This window comes from Pseudomonas sp. Pseusp49, assembly GCF_059491875.1.
Map to the genome: position 1 here is coordinate 2612586 of NZ_CP168514.1, position 18210 is coordinate 2630795.

An 18210-nucleotide genomic window follows, 5' to 3' on the forward strand; every position below is an offset into this window, starting at 1 on the left:
CGCCCTGTTCGCAGGGCGTTGTGCTTTGTTCGGCGCCTACCACCTGATGCGGGTGGCGCGTTATCCGGCGGCGGGCTCAATGATGGTGCCTACTCCCCATCAGCGAGGTCCGCCATGTTTGTGCCACGGCCGCATCTGATCGATGCACTTGAGGGCAAGCCGTGTCGCTTGCAACTGCTTTGTGCGCCTGCCGGGTATGGAAAGACGTCCTTGTTGCAGCAGTACTTGCAAGGCATTGCGCCGCCGGGGGCGGTGGTCTGGATGGCTTTGGGCGGACAGCGGCAGACGCTGGAGCACTTTATTGCCAGGTTGGCGGGGGCGCTTGGGTTGCCGGTGGATACTGCACCGGATGGGGTATTGGCGTTTCTTGATTTTAGTAATTCGGCGACTGACCTATCGCTTTCGCGAGCAAGCCCGCTCCCACAGGGGAACACGGTCAACTGTGGGAGCGGGCTTGCCCGCGAAGAGGCCCGTGCAGCCAACGAATTCCTGTCGGCAGAAAACACAAACGAATCCCGCCCGATCCGCCTGGTGTTCGACGACCTTCCCGTGGATATGCCCGTAGACCTGAACCACTGGTTCGACCGACTCCTGTCCCTCAAAAACCCGCAGATGCAGGTGCTGGTCACCTGTCGCCAACGTCCGGACTGGAACCTGCCGCGCCTGATGCTGACCGGTCAGTTGCTGGAGTTCGGTGCCCGGCAACTGGCGCTGCGCCCCGATGAGTTCGAATCGCTGATTGACGCCCTGGCGCCACACACCGATGCGTCGGCCAGGGGAACTCTCTGGCATGAGACAGGCGGGTGGTGCGCCGGTGTTCGCCTGTCGCTTGCGCTGGATCATGCCCAGCCATCGCCATTGCTCGGCCAATACCTGGAGCGTGAACTGTTGTCGCGCTTGAGTGACGAGCAGCGCGAAGTGATGGGTGGGCTGGCACATTTGTCCCGCGTCAGTGCGGACCTCTGCGAACAGTTGTGGGAAGGCCGGCAAGCGGCGCGGGTGTTCAACAGTCTGTTGCAGTGCCAGGCCTTTGTGTTCCCGATCGAGCAACAACCCGGCTGGTTCCGCCTGCTACCCGCGGTGGCGCAAGCCCTGCAAAGTCAATTGAGCGGTGCGCCGTTGAACCGGCTGCGCTTGCGGGCCTGCCAGCTGCTCAGTGTGCTCGGGCATGTCGACGACGCGGTGGAGCAGGCACTGTGTGCCGATCAACCTGAAGTGGCTGCCAACTACATGGAGCGCCTGTGGCTGAGCTGGATTCTCAGGGAACGGCACTTGAGCAAACTGATGGAATGGCGTGAGCGCATCGAGCCGCAGTTATTGCACAGCAGCCCGCGTCTGATCTATCTGTGCGCCAAGGCCTTGCTGTTCAGTGGGCGACTGGACGAAGCCGCCGAGTGCCTGGCGCGTCTGGGGCATTTTTTGCCGTTGGCCGACCCGGTACGCAATCAACGCCTGCTGGCGAACTGGCAGGCGTTGTTTGGCACCTTGCAGGCCTTGCGTGGACAGACCGGGGCGGCGCGCCTGCATTGCCGTGCAGCCCTTGATTATCTTGGGGGCGAGGACTGGTTGTCGGTGTTGTTGTGCCATTGCATCCTGGCGCGCCTTGCCATGGAGACCGGCGATCTTGCACAAGCGCAAACCTTGCTCGATCACTCGCTGGAGCTGGCCCGGCGCCAGGGCAGTCATGAATCGGAAGTGCTGGTCAATGCCGACCGGGTCCGCCTGATGATGCTCAGGGGGCAATCGGGTTTTGCCCAGGCACTGTTGCGCACTGAGCTGGACCGGCTGGAGTCGGTCCCGTCGCAGCCTTATCCGCTGCTCGGTCGGCTGCTGTTCCTGCGCGGCGAGCTGCTGTTGCAGCAAGGGCATTGCAGCGAAGCCGAAGTGGTGATCCAGGCGGGGTTGCTGCAGGTCCGCGATTGCTGCGCCCCCTTTGTGCTCAATGGCTATCTGCTGCTCGCGGAGATTGCCTCGCGCAACCACGACCCACAAAAGGCTCATTTGCTGTTGCATGAGGCCGAGCGGCGCATGCAGTGGGGCAAGATCGACAACGCCTTGTATCAGGCACCGATTGCCCGGCAGAAAAACCGCATTCTGGCCCGTGAACAGCCAGCGGAAACCGGCCATGCCTCTGTCACTCGTCTCTCTACGGGTGTGCCGGATTACCAGGATGACCTGACCCCCCGCGAGGTGTCGGTGCTCAAGTTGCTGGCCGAGGGCATGTCGGTACGCGAAGTGGGCAGCCGCTTGTTCATCTCGGAAAACACCGTGAAAACCCACGCCAAGAACATCAACGTCAAGCTCGGTGCCTGCCGTCGCACCCAGGCCATCAACAGCGCCAAGGCCATGGGCATCCTCGCCTGAATTCATCGCCGTCACGCCACCCACCTGATCCGGGTGGCGGCGTGGCGCCCGCGATGATCAACCATGCAGCCAGACCCTGTGCATTGCCGCCCGGCCGTGGCTGCGGCCTGACAAAAACAAGAGAGGTAGTGATGAGCGCCATCGAGAGTTCGACGAGCTGTGACATCCGCACGATCCTGGAAAAACAACGCGCGGCCTTCCAGGACCGCGAGCCCTATACCCTTGAAGAGCGCTGTGAGTTGCTCGACCGGGCCATCGGTTTGCTGGTCAATCACGAACAGGACATCATCGAGGCCCTGACCGCCGATTTCGGCCATCGCAGCCCGGGTTTCTCCAAGGGCAGTGAAGTGCTGTCGCCACTGGCGACACTGCAGCAGACCAAGGCCGAACTGGCCGAATGGATGCGCCCGGAACAACGTCGGGCCCGCGCCGGCGAAGCCTGGGTGCAATACCAGCCGCTGGGTGTCGTGGGCATCGTCACGGCCTGGAACGTGCCGGGCTACATGGTGTTCAGCGGGCTGGCCGGCGCATTGGCGGCGGGCAACCGGGTAATGATCAAACCCTCGGAATTCACCCCGCATACGTCGGCGCTGATCGCGCGGCTGATCCGCTCGGTCTACGCCGAGGACGAAGTGGCGGTGGTCCTGGGTGGTGCGGACGTCGGGCAGGCGTTCTGCGGCCAGCCGTTCGACCATTTGCTGTTCACCGGTGCCACCAGCATCGGCAAGCACGTGTTACGGGCCGCGGCGGAAAACCTGGTGCCGGTGACCCTGGAGTTGGGCGGCAAGTCGCCAACGATCATCTCGCGTTCGGCAAACTTCAACGAAGCGGTGGCCAAGGTCGTGATCGGCAAGCTGCTCAATGCCGGTCAGTTGTGCGTGGCACCGGACTACGTGTTTGTCCCGCAAGAATCGGTAGAGGCTTTTATCGCCGTGGCCAAAGCCGTGGTGGCGAAGTTCTTCCCGACGCTCAAGGACAACCCCGACTACACCTCCATCATCAACACCCGTCATTTCGAGCGTTTGCAGGGTTACCTGAGCGAGGCCCGCGCCGCGGGTGTCGAGCTGATCGAACTGAATGCCGGCGCTGAAGATTTCAGCCAGTCGCTTTTGAACAAGATCGTACCGACGCTGCTGCGCAATCCCGGCGACGACCTGCAGGTGATGCAGGACGAAATCTTCGGTCCGCTGCTGCCGATCAAACCCTACGAAACCCTCAGCGAAGTCATCGCCCAGATCAATGCGCGGCCTCGTCCGCTGGCCTTGTACTACTTCGGCAACGATGCCGCCGAAGAAGCCCTGGTGCTGACCCGTACCTGTTCCGGCGGCGTGACCCTCAACGGCGTGATGAGTCATGCCAGCACCGAAGGCCTGCCCTTCGGCGGCGTCGGCCAGAGCGGCATGGGGGCTTATCACGGCATCGACGGTTTCCGCACCTTCAGCCATGCCAAAGCCGTTTTGCGTACAGCGGCCAACCCGGCCTGAACCCCATATCATTGTCGAGAGAACTGTCATGAAAGCTGCCGTATTCCATCAGGTTGGAGCCCCGCTGGTCATCGAAGAAGTGGGCATCAGCAAACCGGGCCCGCGTGAAGTGTTGATCCGCACCAAAGCCGTGGGGGTGTGCCACTCGGACCTGCACGTCATCGACGGCTCGTTTCCGTATCCCGGCCCGATGGTGTTGGGTCATGAAGCCGCCGGCGTGGTCGAGCAGGTCGGCTCCGAAGTGCGTTCGGTCAAGCCGGGCGACCATGTGGTCACCTGCCTGACGGTGTTCTGCGGCCATTGCGAGCACTGCGTCACCGGCCACCTGGCGCGTTGCGTGTCGCCGGAAACCAAACGTGACAAGGACGAAGAGTCGCGCCTGACCTACGTGCAGAAACCGATGCCGCAATTCGTCAACCTGTCCGGGTTCGCCGAGCAGATGCTGGTGCACGAAAACGCCTGTGTGGCGATCCGTCGCGATATGCCGTTGGACCGTGCGGCGCTGCTCGGTTGTGCCGTAACGACCGGCACCGGCGCGGTGTTCAACACTGCCAAGGTGCGGCCGGGCGAGACCGTGGCCGTGATCGGTTGCGGCGGCATCGGTCTGGCAGCCATCAACGGCGCGGCACTGGCCGGGGCAGGGCGGATCATCGCCATCGACATGCTCGACTCGAAGCTGGAACTGGCCAAACAATTCGGTGCCACTGACCTGATCAACGGCCGGGACGGCGATGCCGCCAGGCAAGTGATGGAACTGACCCGTGGCGGTGTGCACCACGCCTTCGAATGCATCGGCCTCAAGCAGACCGCCGAGCAAGCCTTTGCCATGTTGGCGCGCGGCGGTACCGCCACCGTGATCGGCATGCTCAAGCCCGGCCTGAAAATCGAGCTGGATCCGCTGCAACTGCTGCATGAACGCCGTATCCAGGGTTCGTTGATGGGTTCCAACCGCTTCCCGGTCGACATGCCGCGCCTGGTGGACTTCTACATGGCCGGCAAGCTCAAGCTCGATGAAATGATTTCCCAGCGCATCCGTCTGGACCAGATCAACGAGGCGTTTGATGAGCTGCGCCGCGGTGAGCTGGCGCGTTCGGTGATTGTTTTCGATTGATAAGCCCCGTCATTTCCTTGTAGGAGCGAGCTTGCTCGCGAAAAACCCGAGAACGCCGCGGGGAGTCAGGAAACCAGCGTTATCGTTGGCGACCATCGCGAGCAAGCTCGCTCCTACAAGGGGTTGTGGGTAAGCCCCAATGCTTTTGGAGTGGATGGATGGACATTGAATTCTCTGCGCACGAGCGCGCGTTTCGCGAGGACGTGCGCGTATTTCTTCGTGATCACCTACCCGTTGAATTCGCCGAGCGGATCGCCCTGGGCAAGCGCCTGAGCAAAGCGCATCAGGTGCAATGGATGCGCACACTCAACCGGCAAGGCTGGCTCGCACCGGGCTGGCCTGTCGAGTTCGGCGGTACCGGTTGGAGCGATGTGCAAAAGCATATCTTTGACGAGGAATGCTTTGCGGCCGGGGCGCCGAAAGTATCTTCCTTCGGATTGAAAATGGTTGCCCCGGTGATCATCAAGTTCGGCACCGCCGAGCAGAAAGCACACTTCCTGCCGCGGATTCTTTCCTGTGAAGACTGGTGGTGCCAGGGTTACTCCGAACCGGGTGCCGGTTCTGATCTGTCGTCCTTGAAAACCCGTGCGGTGCGCGAGGGCGATGACTATGTGGTCAACGGCCAGAAAACCTGGACCACGCTGGCGCATTTCGCCGACTGGATGTTCTGCCTGGTGCGCACCGACCCCGAGGCGCGTCAGCAACGGGGCATTTCGTTCCTGCTGATCGACATGAAAACCCCCGGTATCACTGTGCGGCCGATCATCACCCTCGACGGCGAGCATGAAGTCAACGAAGTGTTCTTCGACAACGTGCGGGTGCCGGTGGCGAATCGGGTCGGGCAGGAGAATGAGGGCTGGACCTGCGCCAAATACCTGTTGACCCACGAGCGCACCAGCATCGGCGGGATTGCGCAGAACAAGGCATTGCTCACCCGGCTCAAGCGCATTGCCAGCCAGGAAGTCCGCGATGGCCGGCCACTGATCGACGACCCGTTGTTCCGCACGCAGATCGCTGAAGTCGAGATGCAGTTGATGGCGGCCGAAATGAGCAACCTGCGAACCCTGGCGGCGACACAAAGCGGCGAAGTCCCCGGTGCCGAAAGCTCGTTCCTGAAGATCAAGGGCACCGAGATCCGGCAGGCGATTACCTACCTGATCAGCAAGGCCGTGGGGCCGTATGCGTTGCCGTTCATTGAGGATGAGCTGGGTTACGGCAGCGAACCCTTGCTGTACACCGACTACAGCAGCGCGGCCACCTACCAGTACCTGGATGCGCGCAAAGCCTCGATTTATGGCGGCGCCAACGAGATCCAGAAGAACATCATCGCGAAAATGATCCTCGAACTGTAAGGCGCCCCGATCATGGATTTCAAACTGACAGAAGAGCAACTGATGCTGCAGGAAACCGCCGCGCGCCTGGTGCGTGACGTGTATGGTTTCGAGCATCGCGAGCAATACCGCCAGAGCAGACACGGCTTCAGCGACCCGTTCATGCAGCAACTGGGCGACCTCGGCCTCTGCGCCGTGCCCTTTGCCGAGGCTTATGGCGGCTATGGTGGCAGCGGTGTGGAGAACATGCTGATCATGACCGAACTGGGCCGTGGCCTGTGCCTGGAGCCTTTCCTGCATTCGGTGATTTTCGCCGGTGGCCTGGTCGACCAGTTGGGCACCGCCGCCCAGAAAGACACGCTGTTGCCGCAAATCGGCAGCGCCAGCCTGCAACTGGCCGTGGCCCTCGATGAGCCGCAGAGTCACTACCAGTTGCACGACGTTCAGACGACCGCCGAGGCGGTCAGCGGCGGCTGGAAGCTCAATGGCCGCAAGTCGGTGATCATCGGCGGCCAGAGCGCCGGGCTGATTCTTGTCTCGGCGCGCACCAGTCACGGGGTTCGGGACGAGCAGGGCATCACTGTGTTTTTGGTCGACCCGCAAGACCGCGGCGTCGGTCGACGCGACTTCGCCACCCAGGATGGGCGGATGGCCTGCGAACTGTACCTGGACGACGTGTTCGTCAAAAGCAGTGCGGTACTCGGCGCAGTGGGGCGGGCCTTGCCGGCGCTGCGTTATCAGCAGGGCCGTTGCATCGCCGCGCAATGCGCCGAGGCCGTCGGCAGCATGGAGGCGGCGTGCGCGTTGACCCTCGACTACCTGAAAACCCGCCAGCAGTTCGGTCAGCCCATCGGCAAGTTCCAGGTGCTGCAACACCGTATGGTGGACATGCGCATCGAGCTGGACCAGGCCACGTCCATGACACTGCTCGCGGCCTGCGTGGCCGATCAGGCGGACAGTGACGAACGCAGCCGCATCCTGGCGGCCGCCAAGTTCATCGTCAGTCGTGCCAGCCGCTTTGTCGCCGACCAGGGTATCCAGTTGCACGGCGGCATCGGCCTGACCTGGGAATACATGCTGTCGCACCACGCCAGGCATTTGCTGATGGTGGCGCGTCAGTTTGGCGATGACGATCACCATTTGCAGGCTTACGCGAAGTTGCTGCAGGTGGCGTGAGGCATACCCCAACCGCGAGGCTATCGCCGCCCGCCACGTTAGAACGTACCTGTGCGCACCTCGCCGCTGCGGGTATAGCGGGCGATCAGCACACCCCCGGGCGAACTGATCGAGTTCAGCAAGGTGAAGGCCGCCGCCTGTGCGTTGTCGTCGAACAGGCGCTTGCCGCGTCCCAGCAGGATGGGGTGAATCATCAGCCGCAACTCGTCCACCAGGCCGGCGGCAAGCAGTTGGCGCACCAGGTCGCCGCTGCCCTGGGTCAGTAGCCGAGGACCGTCCTGGCGCTTGAGCGCGCTGATCGCGTCGACCAGGTTGCCCGGCAGCGCGTGACTGTTGTGCCACTCCAGCGAATCGCCGCGATGGGTGGCCACGTGCTTGGGCACGCCGTTGAACAGGTCGGCAATGGTGTGGTGGGGGGAGTCGGCACAAGCGTGCGGCCAATAGGCGGCGAAGATGTCGTAGGTCCGACGCCCCAGCAGTAACTCGAACGGTTGTGAGAACAGGTCCTGTACGGCCTGGCCGGTTGTCTGGTCGGCGTAGGGCACGATCCAGCCACCGAAGCGGAATCCGCCACTGGTGTCCTCTTCAGGCCCGCCGGGCGCTTGCATGACACCGTCCAGACTGACGAACGCGGCAACGGTCAGTGTGCGCATGTTTTTCTCCTGATTCGTCCTGGTGAAGGAGGTTGGACAGGGGCGTCTGCGATCAGTCGAGACGTTCCCTGCCGGACAGTCGTACCTCTATTTGAGTATGCCTGCGCCGTAACCAGCGGCGATGACAATGAGTGCGAGAAAACAGATCAATTGTAGGCAAAAGAAAGTAAATCGAACCGCCACGAAGCTATCGGTCTGCACATGGGATACGTGCACCAGAGACTGACACACACGAGCGATCAGGACGATGATGGACAAGTAGCTCACCGCAGGGCCGTCGATACCAAGGGCTGAAATCACGAGCACGATGACGCCAAAGACCGGCAGGTTTTCCACACAGTTGGCGTGTGCTCTTGTCCCGCGCCGATACCAATCCTCGCCTTCGAGCTGATCGCTTCGGAAAGAAGCGATCGGAACCTTCGAGAACAGGATTCTGACCCAGCGATAGACCCCGACGGTTGCCATCAACAGCAGCAAGGTCCAGGTCGCAAAGCCAAGCAGCATCCACATCGGAGTCGTCATGGCTGCCATCCTCGATCAATCATTTTCAACACGTCATCCCACTGTCGCGCGACCGACGTGCGGTCGGTCGCCCTCTGTCGATCACTGGCCCATGATGGGTGCCAGTGCGGTCTGGACCCTGGACATCTGTGCCGGCGTTGTCATGCGCGCAAGCAGCCGGCCAAAGTGGGGATGCTGTACGCCCGAGACAATGTATTGCCAGCGGTAGGCGCTCAGCACGCAGGCCTTGATTTGCGCGGTCTCATCGACACTGAACGATCGTGAAGTATTTCCCATGAAGTAGTCGGCATCGGCTGCCGATTGTGCCTGCAGGATCGCGTCGACGGCCGCCACCAGGGCAATCAGATCGTTCACGGCCTGGTCGCGCTCGGCCGGGGAGAGTTTCGCGTGCTCCGCTTCCCACTCCAGTTCATCGAGTACGACGTGGCGGCTTTCATCCTTCCAGTGAAACTTGAAGACGTCCTTGAACAGTGGGCACAACTCCTCGCGTGGGGCGATGCTCTGCACGTAGTGCGTCTGCACGAACAGCTCGATATGACAGGTCAGCGCCAGGACCGCCCAGGTGCTGGCCGCCAGCACCGCGCGCGCCACATCGTTCGGATCGGCAACCTGACGATATCCCGCCGGCAAACGAGTACCCATCATCGTCTCGATGCGCCGGAACAGCTCCTGATGCTTGATCTCGTCGTTGGAAAAGCGCACCAGCGCTTCGAGGGCGAGTTGATCGTCAAAGACATGGGCCCGCCCCTGATCGAGCATCTTGGCACTGATAAAACGCTCGACCAGGCCAAAAATATACGCATAGGTTCGGCCCTGAATCTGGCTGAGCAGGCGTGCCTCGTCTGCGCCGAGGAAGGTCAGGCGGTCGATATGCGATAAGCCGTCGGGCAAGAATTTGCGCGAGAAGTCGAAGCTGCGGTCCTGCAGCAAGTCGCGATCGATCTGCCATTCCGCTTTCTTCGAGGATTTGACAAGTTGCGCATAGCGGACGGCGTTGCCCGAGTCCGGGCGGGGCAGGGTAGCGGCGGTGTTCATACTGATCTCCGGCTTGCGTGTTCGAGTTGGTATGGGCCAATTACGGTTAGCGCGGGAGTCAATGACAATCGGTGAAGCGTCTGGGGATGGTCTCGATCACTGAGTCCGCGTTGGTGCTAATCTAGGCCTCGCCGTTCAGGCGGCGAATGACCAGTGCGCCTGATTACATGCTCGGGACTCCGGAAAGGAGGGCTGGCAATTGCTGGATGCGCTATCTGATGTGTTGCGGGTGATTCGGCTGTCTGGAGGGGTCTTCCTCGAGGCGGAGTTCACTGCGCCCTGGTGTCTGAGCGGAAGAATCTCCGCCGACGATTGCAAACCCTTCCTGGCCGCCCCTCGACACATCATTGCCTCGCATTTTGTCGCGGCGGGGCACATGCAATTGCGAGTCGACGAGGGTGCCACCCTCGACGTGCAGGCCGGCGAGCTCATTCTGCTGCCGCGCAATGACGTTCATACCTTTGGTAGTGATCTAGGTGTTGCGACCATGTCGGCGCGCGAAATCATTCAGCCGCCGGAAGTCGGCGGCATATCACGAATCAAGTGCGGCGGGGGCGGCGAGGCCACACAGTTACTGTGCGGATTCCTCGGCTCTGAAACACCGTTCAGCCCATTGCTTTCGTCGCTGCCATCCTTGTTGAAGCTCGATGTCCGCGCGACGGCTTCAGGCGCCTGGATTGAAAGCTCATTCCGTTTCGCCGTCAGTGAGATCGCGGCGGGACGCGTCGGCTCGACAACGGTCATCGCCAAGCTCTCCGAACTGCTGTTCGTCGAAGCCGTCAGCCAGTATGTCGCGAACCTCCCCCCTGAACGGCGCGGGTGGCTGGCGGGCCTGCGAGATCCGCATATCGGGCGCGCACTGGCGCTGCTCCATGCCCGTCCAACCGAGGGCTGGACGGCAGAAGCCCTGGCGCTTGAAGTGGGCATGTCGCGCTCGGTATTCGCGGAGCGATTCACGGCATTGGTCGGGCAGCCACCGATGCAATACCTGACGCTCTGGCGTATGCACGTGGCAGCTCAACACCTGCGAGAAGGTCGCGGTAACGTGGCGCAAATCGGCTTTGCAGTGGGCTACGAATCCGAAGCGGCGTTCAGCCGCGCATTCAAACGCCAGTTCGGCACATCACCCGGCACCTGGCGCAGACAATCGGTCTGAGAAAGGCCGGTGCTAGAGGACAGTCTGGTCAAGCCAGGCGGAGAATGTCTCCTCGTGGCGTGAAGCGGCCATTCCCTGTGTGGGCGTAGGGTCCAGCAGGGCGATTGAATCCATCAGAAATTGGGGCGATCCTGCGTCTGAATCAGCGGACGCTCACTTGATTTCGACCCCATCCTGCAATGTCGCTTTCACGTCTCTACTCATTTGTGGTTACCCCTGGCGGGTAATTACGTGTCGCTCTACCGCGCAGCATACTCTGGCCAAGCCTGGCGGATTGGGCCCTTACTTAACTGTGCAAGGAACAGAGATGAAGATTGAGTTGGTGCAACTGGCTGGCCGTGACGGCGATGTCGTTCACAACCTCGGGCGTACCTTGGAGGCCATCGCTACCTGCGCGGCTGACACGGATCTGTTGATCTTCCCGGAAACCCACCTGACGGGATTTGTCGATGCCGAGCAATTGGCGAGTGTGGCCGAACCCTTGGATGGCCCCACCTTGCAGGCCGTCCAGCAGCTGGTGCGCAAGCGTAATGTCTCGGTCGTCGTCGGCATTGCGGAGAATGATGGCGGCATCTTTTACAACACCTCGGTACTGGTGACCCCAGAAGGTATCGCCTTGCGCTACCGCAAGACCCATCTGTGGCCATCGGAGCGTGGTCTGTTCCAGCCGGGTGACCGCTATGTCACGGCACTGTGGAAGGGCGTGCGTGTCGGCATCCTGATTTGCTACGACATCGAACTCCCGGAAAGCGCCCGCGCCCTCGGGCAGCTCGGCGCCGAGCTGATACTGGTCACTAACGGCAACATGGATCCTTACGGTCCGGTCCATCGCACGGCAATCATGGCTCGCGCCCAGGAAAACCAGGCGTTTGCTGTCATGGTGAATCGGGTGGGAGAAGGGGACGACGGCCTGGTGTTCGCGGGGGGCAGTGCAGTGGTCAATCCGTTCGGGCAAATAATGTTTGAGGCCGGCCGCGAGGAGTGTCAGCAGGTGGTCACGCTTGACCTTGGCCAGCTCAAGGAGTCCCGTCGGGATTACGATTATCTCAACGACCGTCGCCTGCATCTGACAGGCGTACAACTCGAGCATACGGATGGTCGTCGCGAGCTGCTGATTCCTTGAGTCGCTCGAATGCTTTTCCCCAGTAATACGTTGTTGATCTTGCCGATGTCGGCCCTGCCATATAAATCTAACAATCAGCAGGCGCAGCGCTGATATTTTAAACAGCGCTACCGCTCCGGAGTCTCCAGATGAACCCGAAAGTCGGTTTACAGCTAGTCCTTGCCTCACTGTTGAGTACAAGCATCCTCTGCACTGAGGCTGCTGAGCCCCAGATGAATATCTACAGCTGGTACGACTTTATCGCACCGGATGCGACGAAAGATTTTCACAAGGAAACCGGCATCAAAGCGACGTATGACTCGTTCGATAACGCCGATGTCATGCAAAGTAAAGTCATGGCCGGTCGTAGCGGCTATGACGTGGTGATTGCTACCGATGGGCTGTTGCCAAACCTGATAAAGGCCGGTGTCCTCAAGGAAATAGACCGCGCGCAATTGTCCAATTATCACCATCTCAACCCGGATATCCTTGCCAAGTTACAAGCTAACGATCCAGGTAATCGATACGCAATTCCGTATATGTGGGCCACCACCGGGATTGGTTATGATGCGGACAAGGTCAAGTCGATCCTTGGTCCGGATGCTCCGGTCAATTCATGGGACCTGATTTTAAAGGAGGAGAACCTCGCCAAGTTGAGCCAATGCGGCGTGGCCATGCTGGACGCACCGGGCGAGATTTTTCCGATAGTAATGCATTACCTTGGGCTGCCCTACAACAGTCAGAATCCTGAGGACTTCCGCAAAGCTGAGGCGCTGTTGCTGAAGCTGCGCCCTTACATCCGTTACTTCGACTCATCCAAATTCAGCGCTGACTTGGCCAATGGCGACATCTGTGTTGTGCTCGGCTGGGCTGGTGGAGTTTTCGGGGCACAAGAGAGCTCCAGACTTGCCGGGAACGGACGCAAGATCATCTATAGCATTCCTCGCGAAGGTGCTCCGGTTTGGGTGGAAAACCTTGTGCTGCTTAACGATTCCCCGAATCCAGCGCAAGGAATGGCCTTCATCAATTACATGCTACGCCCTGAGGTCATCGCCAAGTCCTCCAACTACTTGGCATACCCGAATGCCAACAAGGACGCCACCGCGCTGGTCGAGGAGAATATTCGCAATAATCCTGACGTTTATCCGTCGAAGCAGGTTCTGGATACTCTGTTCCCGCTGGAGCCGATCTCGCTGAAAATGGAACGCGTACGCACCCGTCTCTGGAGCAAGATCAGGACTGGCAGTTGAGCGTATCTGCGCAAGGATGATCAGGGCCTTTTGTTTGCACGGCCCTGGAGATCCATCGTGACTGCTTCTGGCCGTTCCCTGCCAGTCATGGTTACCAGGCGTGCCGGTCAAATCCGATGCAGTCGGTGGTCGGAGCGAAGGCAAGTGACGGGTCAGGTCAAATGCAAACAGGTGGTCAAGTGGATTGCAACGTCGCAGTTGTCCCCGAAAAGGCACCTTTGGCAGGCCCATTCCTATCCCTCAGTCTCAGCTAAGTTTTGCGTTGTATCTTTTCTTTCGCGCAAGTTCCGCGTCGCTTGGAAGAGGTTACCCGCACATGAATCCCGAAAAAGCCGGATGGCTCAATAAAGTGCCCGACGTGACACTCTCTTTTTGGGTGATCAAGATTCTCTCGACAACAGTGGGTGAAACCGGTGCCGACTTTCTCGCCGTAGATGCGGGGTTCGGTGCTGGCTGGACCAGCATCGGCATGGCGTTGTTATTGGCGTGTGCGCTGTTCTTTCAAATGCGCAAAACAGCCTATTCACCCTGGATCTACTGGTTGACCGTGGTGCTGGTGAGCATCGTCGGTACGCAGATCACCGACATCATGACCGACATGCTCGACATCAGTCTGTACGTCAGCACGGCGGTGTTCTCGGTTCTGTTGGCAGTCAATTTTTTGCTCTGGTATCGAGTGGAGCACAATCTGTCGATCCGTGAAATCGACACACCGCGCCGCGAGTTTTTCTACTGGTCTACCGTGCTCTGCACCTTTGCCCTGGGCACAGCCGCCGGAGATCTGGCTACTGAAGCCCTGGGCCTGGGGTTCACCGTCGGTGTGATTATTTTCGGCGCACTGATTACCGCAACGCTGGTGGCCTGGCGTCTGGGCGCCAATGTGGTGTTGACGTTCTGGATCACCTACATCCTGACCCGCCCGTTTGGCGCCTCCCTCGGCGACTTGCTGACCCAGGCGAAGACCTACGGTGGCTTGGGCATGGGCGCCACCTGGACCAGCGCCATCTTCCTGACTGTCATCGTGCTGTTGGTGGCAATCGCGCAAATCAGCATTGGCAACCGTAAAACCGTCACTCAGTAACCTTTCAGAAACCTATCAAGGAATCGACATGCGCTTCTTTCAAATCGCACTCCGTCACGTTGCCATAGTCACGTCCCTCGTGCTGTTGGGCAGCATGGCTGGCTGCTCGAAACCCGACGACAAACCCGGTGCCGGCACGACCACCACCTCGATCAGTGCGCCCGCTCAGTCTGCTTCGAAGCTGGGCGACTTGAGCGAGTTCCGCAGCATTGCCGCCGATGTGGCCGTACTCGTCGACAAAGGCGATCTGCCCGGGGCGAAGGCCCGTATCAAGGATCTCGAAACATCCTGGGACTCCGCCGAAGCTGGCATCAAACCCCGCGCCGCCAGCGACTGGCATGTGCTGGACAAGGCCATCGACCGGGCGCTCGACGCCCTTCGCGCCAGCTCGCCAAAGCAGGATGAATGCAAGGCAGCGATGGGCGACTTGCTCAAGGCCTTCGATTCGATGAAAGGCAAACAGTGACGCCGCATTGAATCGACGGCGGACAAACCCCGATTCTGGTGTTTCAATACAGGCGCGACCGGCATGACCGTCGCGCCTTTCTTATCGGAGCGGAACATGCGGATTCTGCTGGTCGAAGACGACCTGATGATTGGTGATGCCATTCAGAGTGCGCTGAACGATGCAAGCTACGCCACCGACTGGGTGAAAAACGGCCTCACTGCCTTGGCCGCCCTGGACACCCAGTCTTATGACCTGCTGTTGCTGGACCTCGGGCTACCCGGGAAGGACGGGCTCGATGTGCTGGATGCCATTCGCGCTTGCAACAACCCGGTGCCGCTGCTGATCATCACCGCACGGGATGGCCTCGATGACCGCCTGCGTGGCCTCGACGGCGGCGCCGACGACTTCCTGCTCAAACCCTTCGCCATGGCGGAATTGCTCGCACGCATGCGGGCCGTACTACGCCGTCGCGGCGGTAACGCCCAGTCAGTGCTGGATAACGGTGAGGTATCGTTGGACCTGGTCTCTAAACTGGCCAACACCGCCACCACTGCCGACATCCAACTCTCCAGTCGCGAGTTCGCGCTTTTGCAGGCCCTGTTGATGCGGCCTGGCGCCATTCTCTCGCGTGGCGAACTTGAAGATCGTATTTACGGCTGGGGCAATGAGGTGGAAAGCAACGCGGTGGAATTCCTGATCCATGCACTACGGCGCAAGCTGGGGAGTCATGTCATCAAAAACGTCAGGGGAATGGGATGGATGGTTTCAAAAGGCGTTTGAGCGACTCGGTACAGCTGAGGCTTTCCGTGACGCTGTCGTTGGCCATCCTCATCGTCGCAGTATTGGCGGGTGTGTTCGCTTTCGTCTCCTCACTCAAAGAGGCGCACGAAATGCAGGATGAAACCCTGCGTCAAGTGGCGGTGCTGTTTGATCGACAGCAGATGAGCCTGCGATATCCCAAAGCGGAACAGGTCGCTGGTGACGACGAAGAGTCGAGGGTCATCGTGCAATACCTGGCCGATAGCGGGAAAGCGACCGGCAATGACGACGCAACCATACCCTTGCCCTTTCCCACGACGCTGGCCGATGGCTTGTCGACCTTGAACATCGCGGGTGAAGAGTTTCGGGTACTGGTCAGGACATTGACCGGGGGCGAACGTATCGTTGTCGCTCAAGAGGCTGACGTGCGTGACAAGGAAGCGCGCGAAAGCGCCTGGCGTAGCCTGTTGCCTTTTCTGATTCTGTTTCCTGTGTTGCTGCTGGTGGTGGGTGATCTGGTGCGCAAGCTGTTCCGTCCGATAGCGACTCTCTCGGCCGAAATCGATCAGCGCGATCAGCAGGCACTGCATCCCATCGACGAAAATCATCTGCCGATCGAGATCCGGCCTTTCGTCGTGGCCATCAATCGATTGCTCAAACGCGTCGCACAGGCCATGGAAACGCAGCGTCGCTTCATCGCCGACGCAGCCCATGAACTGCGCTCTCCGATGACGGCCCTGTCATTGCAGGCGGAGCGAATGTCGTCCACGGAAATGTCGGCAGCCACCCACGAATGCTTTTTGCCGTTATCCCAGGGAATCGAGCGCAGTAGAAAACTGATCGAACAATTGCTCGCCCTGGTGGCCGCACAATCGATCGTGGAGCGCTCACAGACATCAGTATCGGTCCATGAAGTGTTTCGTCGAGTGTTGGAAGACTTGCTGCCACTGGCCGAGCACAAGGGCATCGATATCGGTGTTGAAAGTACCCAGGACGTGCGGGTCATCATCAACGAAATGGATCTGTTTATCCTGGTCAAGAACCTGGTGGACAACGCGATCCGTTATACCCCGGCTGGCGGACGAGTCGACCTGAGGGTCGAGTGGGCGCAGGAGACTGTCATCCTGGAAATCAAGGACTCGGGCCCGGGTATCAGTGCGCAAGAGCAATCGCTGGTATTTGATCCGTTTTATCGCAGTCTGGGAACCGGTGAAGCAGGCTCCGGGCTCGGTTTGTCGATAGTCACAGCGATAGCAGATCGTACCGGGGCACGTATCCGTTTGAATTTTTCGGATGAGGTGAGCAAGAGTGGATTATGTGTTTCGGTCTGGTTGAACAGGCATGCGCTTCAAGCTGACACTGGGCAGGCGTGAATCATTATGGGATTGAGCAGGGCATATCTGACTGATAGCATCTAGCTATCAATCTCAATGCTCATTTAGGAAGGGAATCCATGTCAAAGAAAGTTTTTGCTGCAGCGCTGGCCGCCATGGGGATTTTTCCCGGCATGCAGAATGCGCTGGCGGAAGACAACCTGTTCAAAAATTACGTTTATGACACGCCGATTGCCAAATACACCGAGGCGGCAGGCTACTACGACTGTTCAACTGAAGTAGGGGCTACTGCAAGATGCATGGACGATGTGGATTTTCTTGATCAGAAATTCACCGCGGCCCTGGTCTTTAGTGGTGACAAACTGATGTTGGTTTCGCTGTTTGCACCCTATGATCGAGACCTGTTCGGTCGCGCCATTGGCGCTCTTGCAAAGACATTTACTCTGGTGTCGCTCACTGATGGGAAATCCGTGCTGGATCTCATTGAGCTCGCGGGTAAAGCAAAGAGCAAGGATGAATACACAGCCAAACTCACGAACTACGAGAATGTTGCGTTGACCGCCAACGACTTGACCTATTCCTTTGTTGAAGGGCTCACCCCGGCCAAGGGGGCCTCCAACGTCCATAGTTTGATGAATTCAGCACCTGCCAACATCAGGGGTGCTGATTTGATTGTCTCTGGCGAGGGTGACGAGTCCAGTATCATCATTAAGTTTTCTTTCCCGAAACTGGACGAAAACAAGCTGGTTCAGCAAGCCAAGAAGCCAGTCGAGTCGTTCTAACCTCGTTCTTCACTTTGTGTTGAGCCCCGCGATAACGGGGCTTTTTGGGCTTATCGAATGTCCCTTCTTGGCCGATTGCGGCCTGTCACGAAGGGCGGCTTGCGCCCCGGATTGTTCCGGGGCTTCGCACTAGCGACGATAGTAACGGCGATCGTCCTCGTAACGGTGGCGCTCCCAATCACGATGGCGCTCGGCTTCTCGGCGGGCTTGCTCTCTACGCCACTGATCTCTGCGCCACTGATCCCTGCGCCAGTCGTCTCGGCGCCAATCGTCTCTACGATCGTGCCAACGGCCGTCATGCCAGTAGCGGTCGTCATGGGCAAGCAACGGCCCCAGCTGCTTGCCGGCCATGCTGGCCAAGGTCGGCCAAGGGTTGCCGGCGGCCTGGACGGGCGTCTGGACGGCTGGGGCTTGAGTTGCAAAAGCAGGGGTTGAGTCCTTCATCTGTGTGGCGGATGCCGAGCCCACTGCCGCGAATGCGAACAGGCCGAAGAGCACCCTCCGTGGGACATGGAATTTCATGAGCGAAGACAACCTCTGATGGACAATCGGACGTGTGGCTATCGGGCGGCGGGAAGCTTGTAAGGGGGCGTGCTTGCCGAGCGGATGTGCCTATCCACAT

16 protein-coding genes are annotated in these 18210 nt (G+C 59.8%); 13 read left to right on the forward strand and 3 right to left on the reverse strand.

All coding sequences use genetic code 11. The features are described from left to right. Nucleotides 1–114: 114 nt before the first annotated feature. The 5 genes from ACEN83_RS11845 (at nucleotide 115) to ACEN83_RS11865 (ending at nucleotide 7466) form a co-directional block, all read left to right on the forward strand. Entirely contained in the window at nucleotides 115–2364 is a 2250-nt protein-coding gene (locus ACEN83_RS11845) for a LuxR C-terminal-related transcriptional regulator (protein ID WP_495580379.1), read from the forward strand. Between the two features lie 131 nt (nucleotides 2365–2495). Beyond that, nucleotides 2496–3848 (forward strand): coniferyl aldehyde dehydrogenase, encoded by a 1353-nt coding sequence (locus tag ACEN83_RS11850; protein WP_495580380.1) that lies wholly within the window; start codon nucleotides 2496–2498, stop codon nucleotides 3846–3848. Nucleotides 3849–3876: 28 nt separating this feature from the next. Next, entirely contained in the window at nucleotides 3877–4959 is a 1083-nt protein-coding gene (locus ACEN83_RS11855; RefSeq protein ID WP_495580381.1) for a Zn-dependent alcohol dehydrogenase, read from the forward strand. A gap of 158 nt (nucleotides 4960–5117) precedes the next feature. Continuing rightward, entirely contained in the window at nucleotides 5118–6311 is a 1194-nt protein-coding gene (locus ACEN83_RS11860; RefSeq protein ID WP_495580382.1) for an acyl-CoA dehydrogenase family protein, read from the forward strand. 12 nt (nucleotides 6312–6323) lie between these two features. Next, a complete protein-coding gene (locus tag ACEN83_RS11865) occupies nucleotides 6324–7466 on the forward strand; it encodes an acyl-CoA dehydrogenase family protein (protein ID WP_495580383.1) in 1143 nt (380 codons plus the stop codon). 38 nt (nucleotides 7467–7504) lie between these two features. Here ACEN83_RS11865 and ACEN83_RS11870 read toward each other — a convergent pair whose 3' ends face one another. From ACEN83_RS11870 to ACEN83_RS11880, 3 genes are all read right to left on the reverse strand, one after another. Continuing rightward, the gene (locus ACEN83_RS11870) at nucleotides 7505–8119 is read right to left on the reverse strand and encodes a dihydrofolate reductase family protein (RefSeq protein ID WP_116582145.1); all 615 of its coding nucleotides are present in this window, start codon (nucleotides 8117–8119) and stop codon (nucleotides 7505–7507) included. A gap of 87 nt (nucleotides 8120–8206) precedes the next feature. Further along, nucleotides 8207–8641: an MAPEG family protein gene (locus ACEN83_RS11875; protein ID WP_495580384.1), complete on the reverse strand. Its 435-nt coding sequence runs from the start codon at nucleotides 8639–8641 to the stop codon at nucleotides 8207–8209. 81 nt (nucleotides 8642–8722) lie between these two features. Further along, a complete protein-coding gene (locus tag ACEN83_RS11880) occupies nucleotides 8723–9676 on the reverse strand; it encodes a diiron oxygenase (RefSeq protein ID WP_495580385.1) in 954 nt (317 codons plus the stop codon). 199 nt (nucleotides 9677–9875) lie between these two features. On the opposite strand from ACEN83_RS11880, the gene ACEN83_RS11885 reads away from it, so the two are divergent. The 8 genes from ACEN83_RS11885 to ACEN83_RS11920 all read left to right on the forward strand — a co-directional run bounded on the left by ACEN83_RS11885 (nucleotide 9876) and on the right by ACEN83_RS11920 (nucleotide 17588). Beyond that, nucleotides 9876–10832 (forward strand): AraC family transcriptional regulator, encoded by a 957-nt coding sequence (locus ACEN83_RS11885; RefSeq protein WP_495580386.1) that lies wholly within the window; start codon nucleotides 9876–9878, stop codon nucleotides 10830–10832. 307 nt (nucleotides 10833–11139) lie between these two features. Then, on the forward strand, nucleotides 11140–11955 hold the full coding sequence (locus tag ACEN83_RS11890) for a carbon-nitrogen hydrolase family protein (RefSeq protein ID WP_495580387.1): 816 nt from the start codon (nucleotides 11140–11142) through the stop codon (nucleotides 11953–11955). A 128-nt stretch (nucleotides 11956–12083) separates the two neighbouring features. Continuing rightward, on the forward strand, nucleotides 12084–13184 hold the full coding sequence (locus tag ACEN83_RS11895) for a polyamine ABC transporter substrate-binding protein (protein ID WP_116582174.1): 1101 nt from the start codon (nucleotides 12084–12086) through the stop codon (nucleotides 13182–13184). A 316-nt stretch (nucleotides 13185–13500) separates the two neighbouring features. Next, nucleotides 13501–14265, forward strand: a complete 765-nt coding sequence (locus ACEN83_RS11900) for a COG4705 family protein (protein ID WP_495580388.1) — start codon at nucleotides 13501–13503, stop codon at nucleotides 14263–14265. A 28-nt stretch (nucleotides 14266–14293) separates the two neighbouring features. Next, nucleotides 14294–14731: a hypothetical protein gene (locus ACEN83_RS11905; protein ID WP_495580389.1), complete on the forward strand. Its 438-nt coding sequence runs from the start codon at nucleotides 14294–14296 to the stop codon at nucleotides 14729–14731. 96 nt (nucleotides 14732–14827) lie between these two features. Further along, the gene (locus ACEN83_RS11910; RefSeq protein ID WP_495580390.1) at nucleotides 14828–15493 is read left to right on the forward strand and encodes a response regulator; all 666 of its coding nucleotides are present in this window, start codon (nucleotides 14828–14830) and stop codon (nucleotides 15491–15493) included. Continuing rightward, nucleotides 15469–16845 (forward strand): ATP-binding protein, encoded by a 1377-nt coding sequence (locus ACEN83_RS11915; protein WP_495580391.1) that lies wholly within the window; start codon nucleotides 15469–15471, stop codon nucleotides 16843–16845. The genes ACEN83_RS11910 and ACEN83_RS11915 overlap by 25 nt, the downstream gene beginning before the upstream one ends. Before the next feature lie 80 nt (nucleotides 16846–16925). Next, entirely contained in the window at nucleotides 16926–17588 is a 663-nt protein-coding gene (locus tag ACEN83_RS11920; protein WP_495580392.1) for a hypothetical protein, read from the forward strand. Nucleotides 17589–18210: the final 622 nt, after the last annotated feature.

Excerpts from the sequence above, each read along its gene's own strand:
- ACEN83_RS11870 (WP_116582145.1), bottom strand. The coding sequence starts at position 8,119 with ATGCGCACACTGACCGTTGCCGCGTTCGTCAGTCTGGACGGTGTCATG.
- ACEN83_RS11860 (WP_495580382.1), top strand. The coding sequence starts at position 5,118 with ATGGACATTGAATTCTCTGCGCACGAGCGCGCGTTTCGCGAGGACGTG.
- ACEN83_RS11865 (WP_495580383.1), top strand. The coding sequence starts at position 6,324 with ATGGATTTCAAACTGACAGAAGAGCAACTGATGCTGCAGGAAACCGCC.
- ACEN83_RS11905 (WP_495580389.1), top strand. The coding sequence starts at position 14,294 with ATGCGCTTCTTTCAAATCGCACTCCGTCACGTTGCCATAGTCACGTCC.
- ACEN83_RS11880 (WP_495580385.1), bottom strand. The coding sequence starts at position 9,676 with ATGAACACCGCCGCTACCCTGCCCCGCCCGGACTCGGGCAACGCCGTC.
- ACEN83_RS11900 (WP_495580388.1), top strand. The coding sequence starts at position 13,501 with ATGAATCCCGAAAAAGCCGGATGGCTCAATAAAGTGCCCGACGTGACA.
- ACEN83_RS11910 (WP_495580390.1), top strand. The coding sequence starts at position 14,828 with ATGCGGATTCTGCTGGTCGAAGACGACCTGATGATTGGTGATGCCATT.
- ACEN83_RS11920 (WP_495580392.1), top strand. The coding sequence starts at position 16,926 with ATGTCAAAGAAAGTTTTTGCTGCAGCGCTGGCCGCCATGGGGATTTTT.
- ACEN83_RS11855 (WP_495580381.1), top strand. The coding sequence starts at position 3,877 with ATGAAAGCTGCCGTATTCCATCAGGTTGGAGCCCCGCTGGTCATCGAA.
- ACEN83_RS11895 (WP_116582174.1), top strand. The coding sequence starts at position 12,084 with ATGAACCCGAAAGTCGGTTTACAGCTAGTCCTTGCCTCACTGTTGAGT.
- ACEN83_RS11875 (WP_495580384.1), bottom strand. The coding sequence starts at position 8,641 with ATGACGACTCCGATGTGGATGCTGCTTGGCTTTGCGACCTGGACCTTG.
- ACEN83_RS11915 (WP_495580391.1), top strand. The coding sequence starts at position 15,469 with ATGGATGGTTTCAAAAGGCGTTTGAGCGACTCGGTACAGCTGAGGCTT.
- ACEN83_RS11845 (WP_495580379.1), top strand. The coding sequence starts at position 115 with ATGTTTGTGCCACGGCCGCATCTGATCGATGCACTTGAGGGCAAGCCG.
- ACEN83_RS11850 (WP_495580380.1), top strand. The coding sequence starts at position 2,496 with ATGAGCGCCATCGAGAGTTCGACGAGCTGTGACATCCGCACGATCCTG.
- ACEN83_RS11890 (WP_495580387.1), top strand. The coding sequence starts at position 11,140 with ATGAAGATTGAGTTGGTGCAACTGGCTGGCCGTGACGGCGATGTCGTT.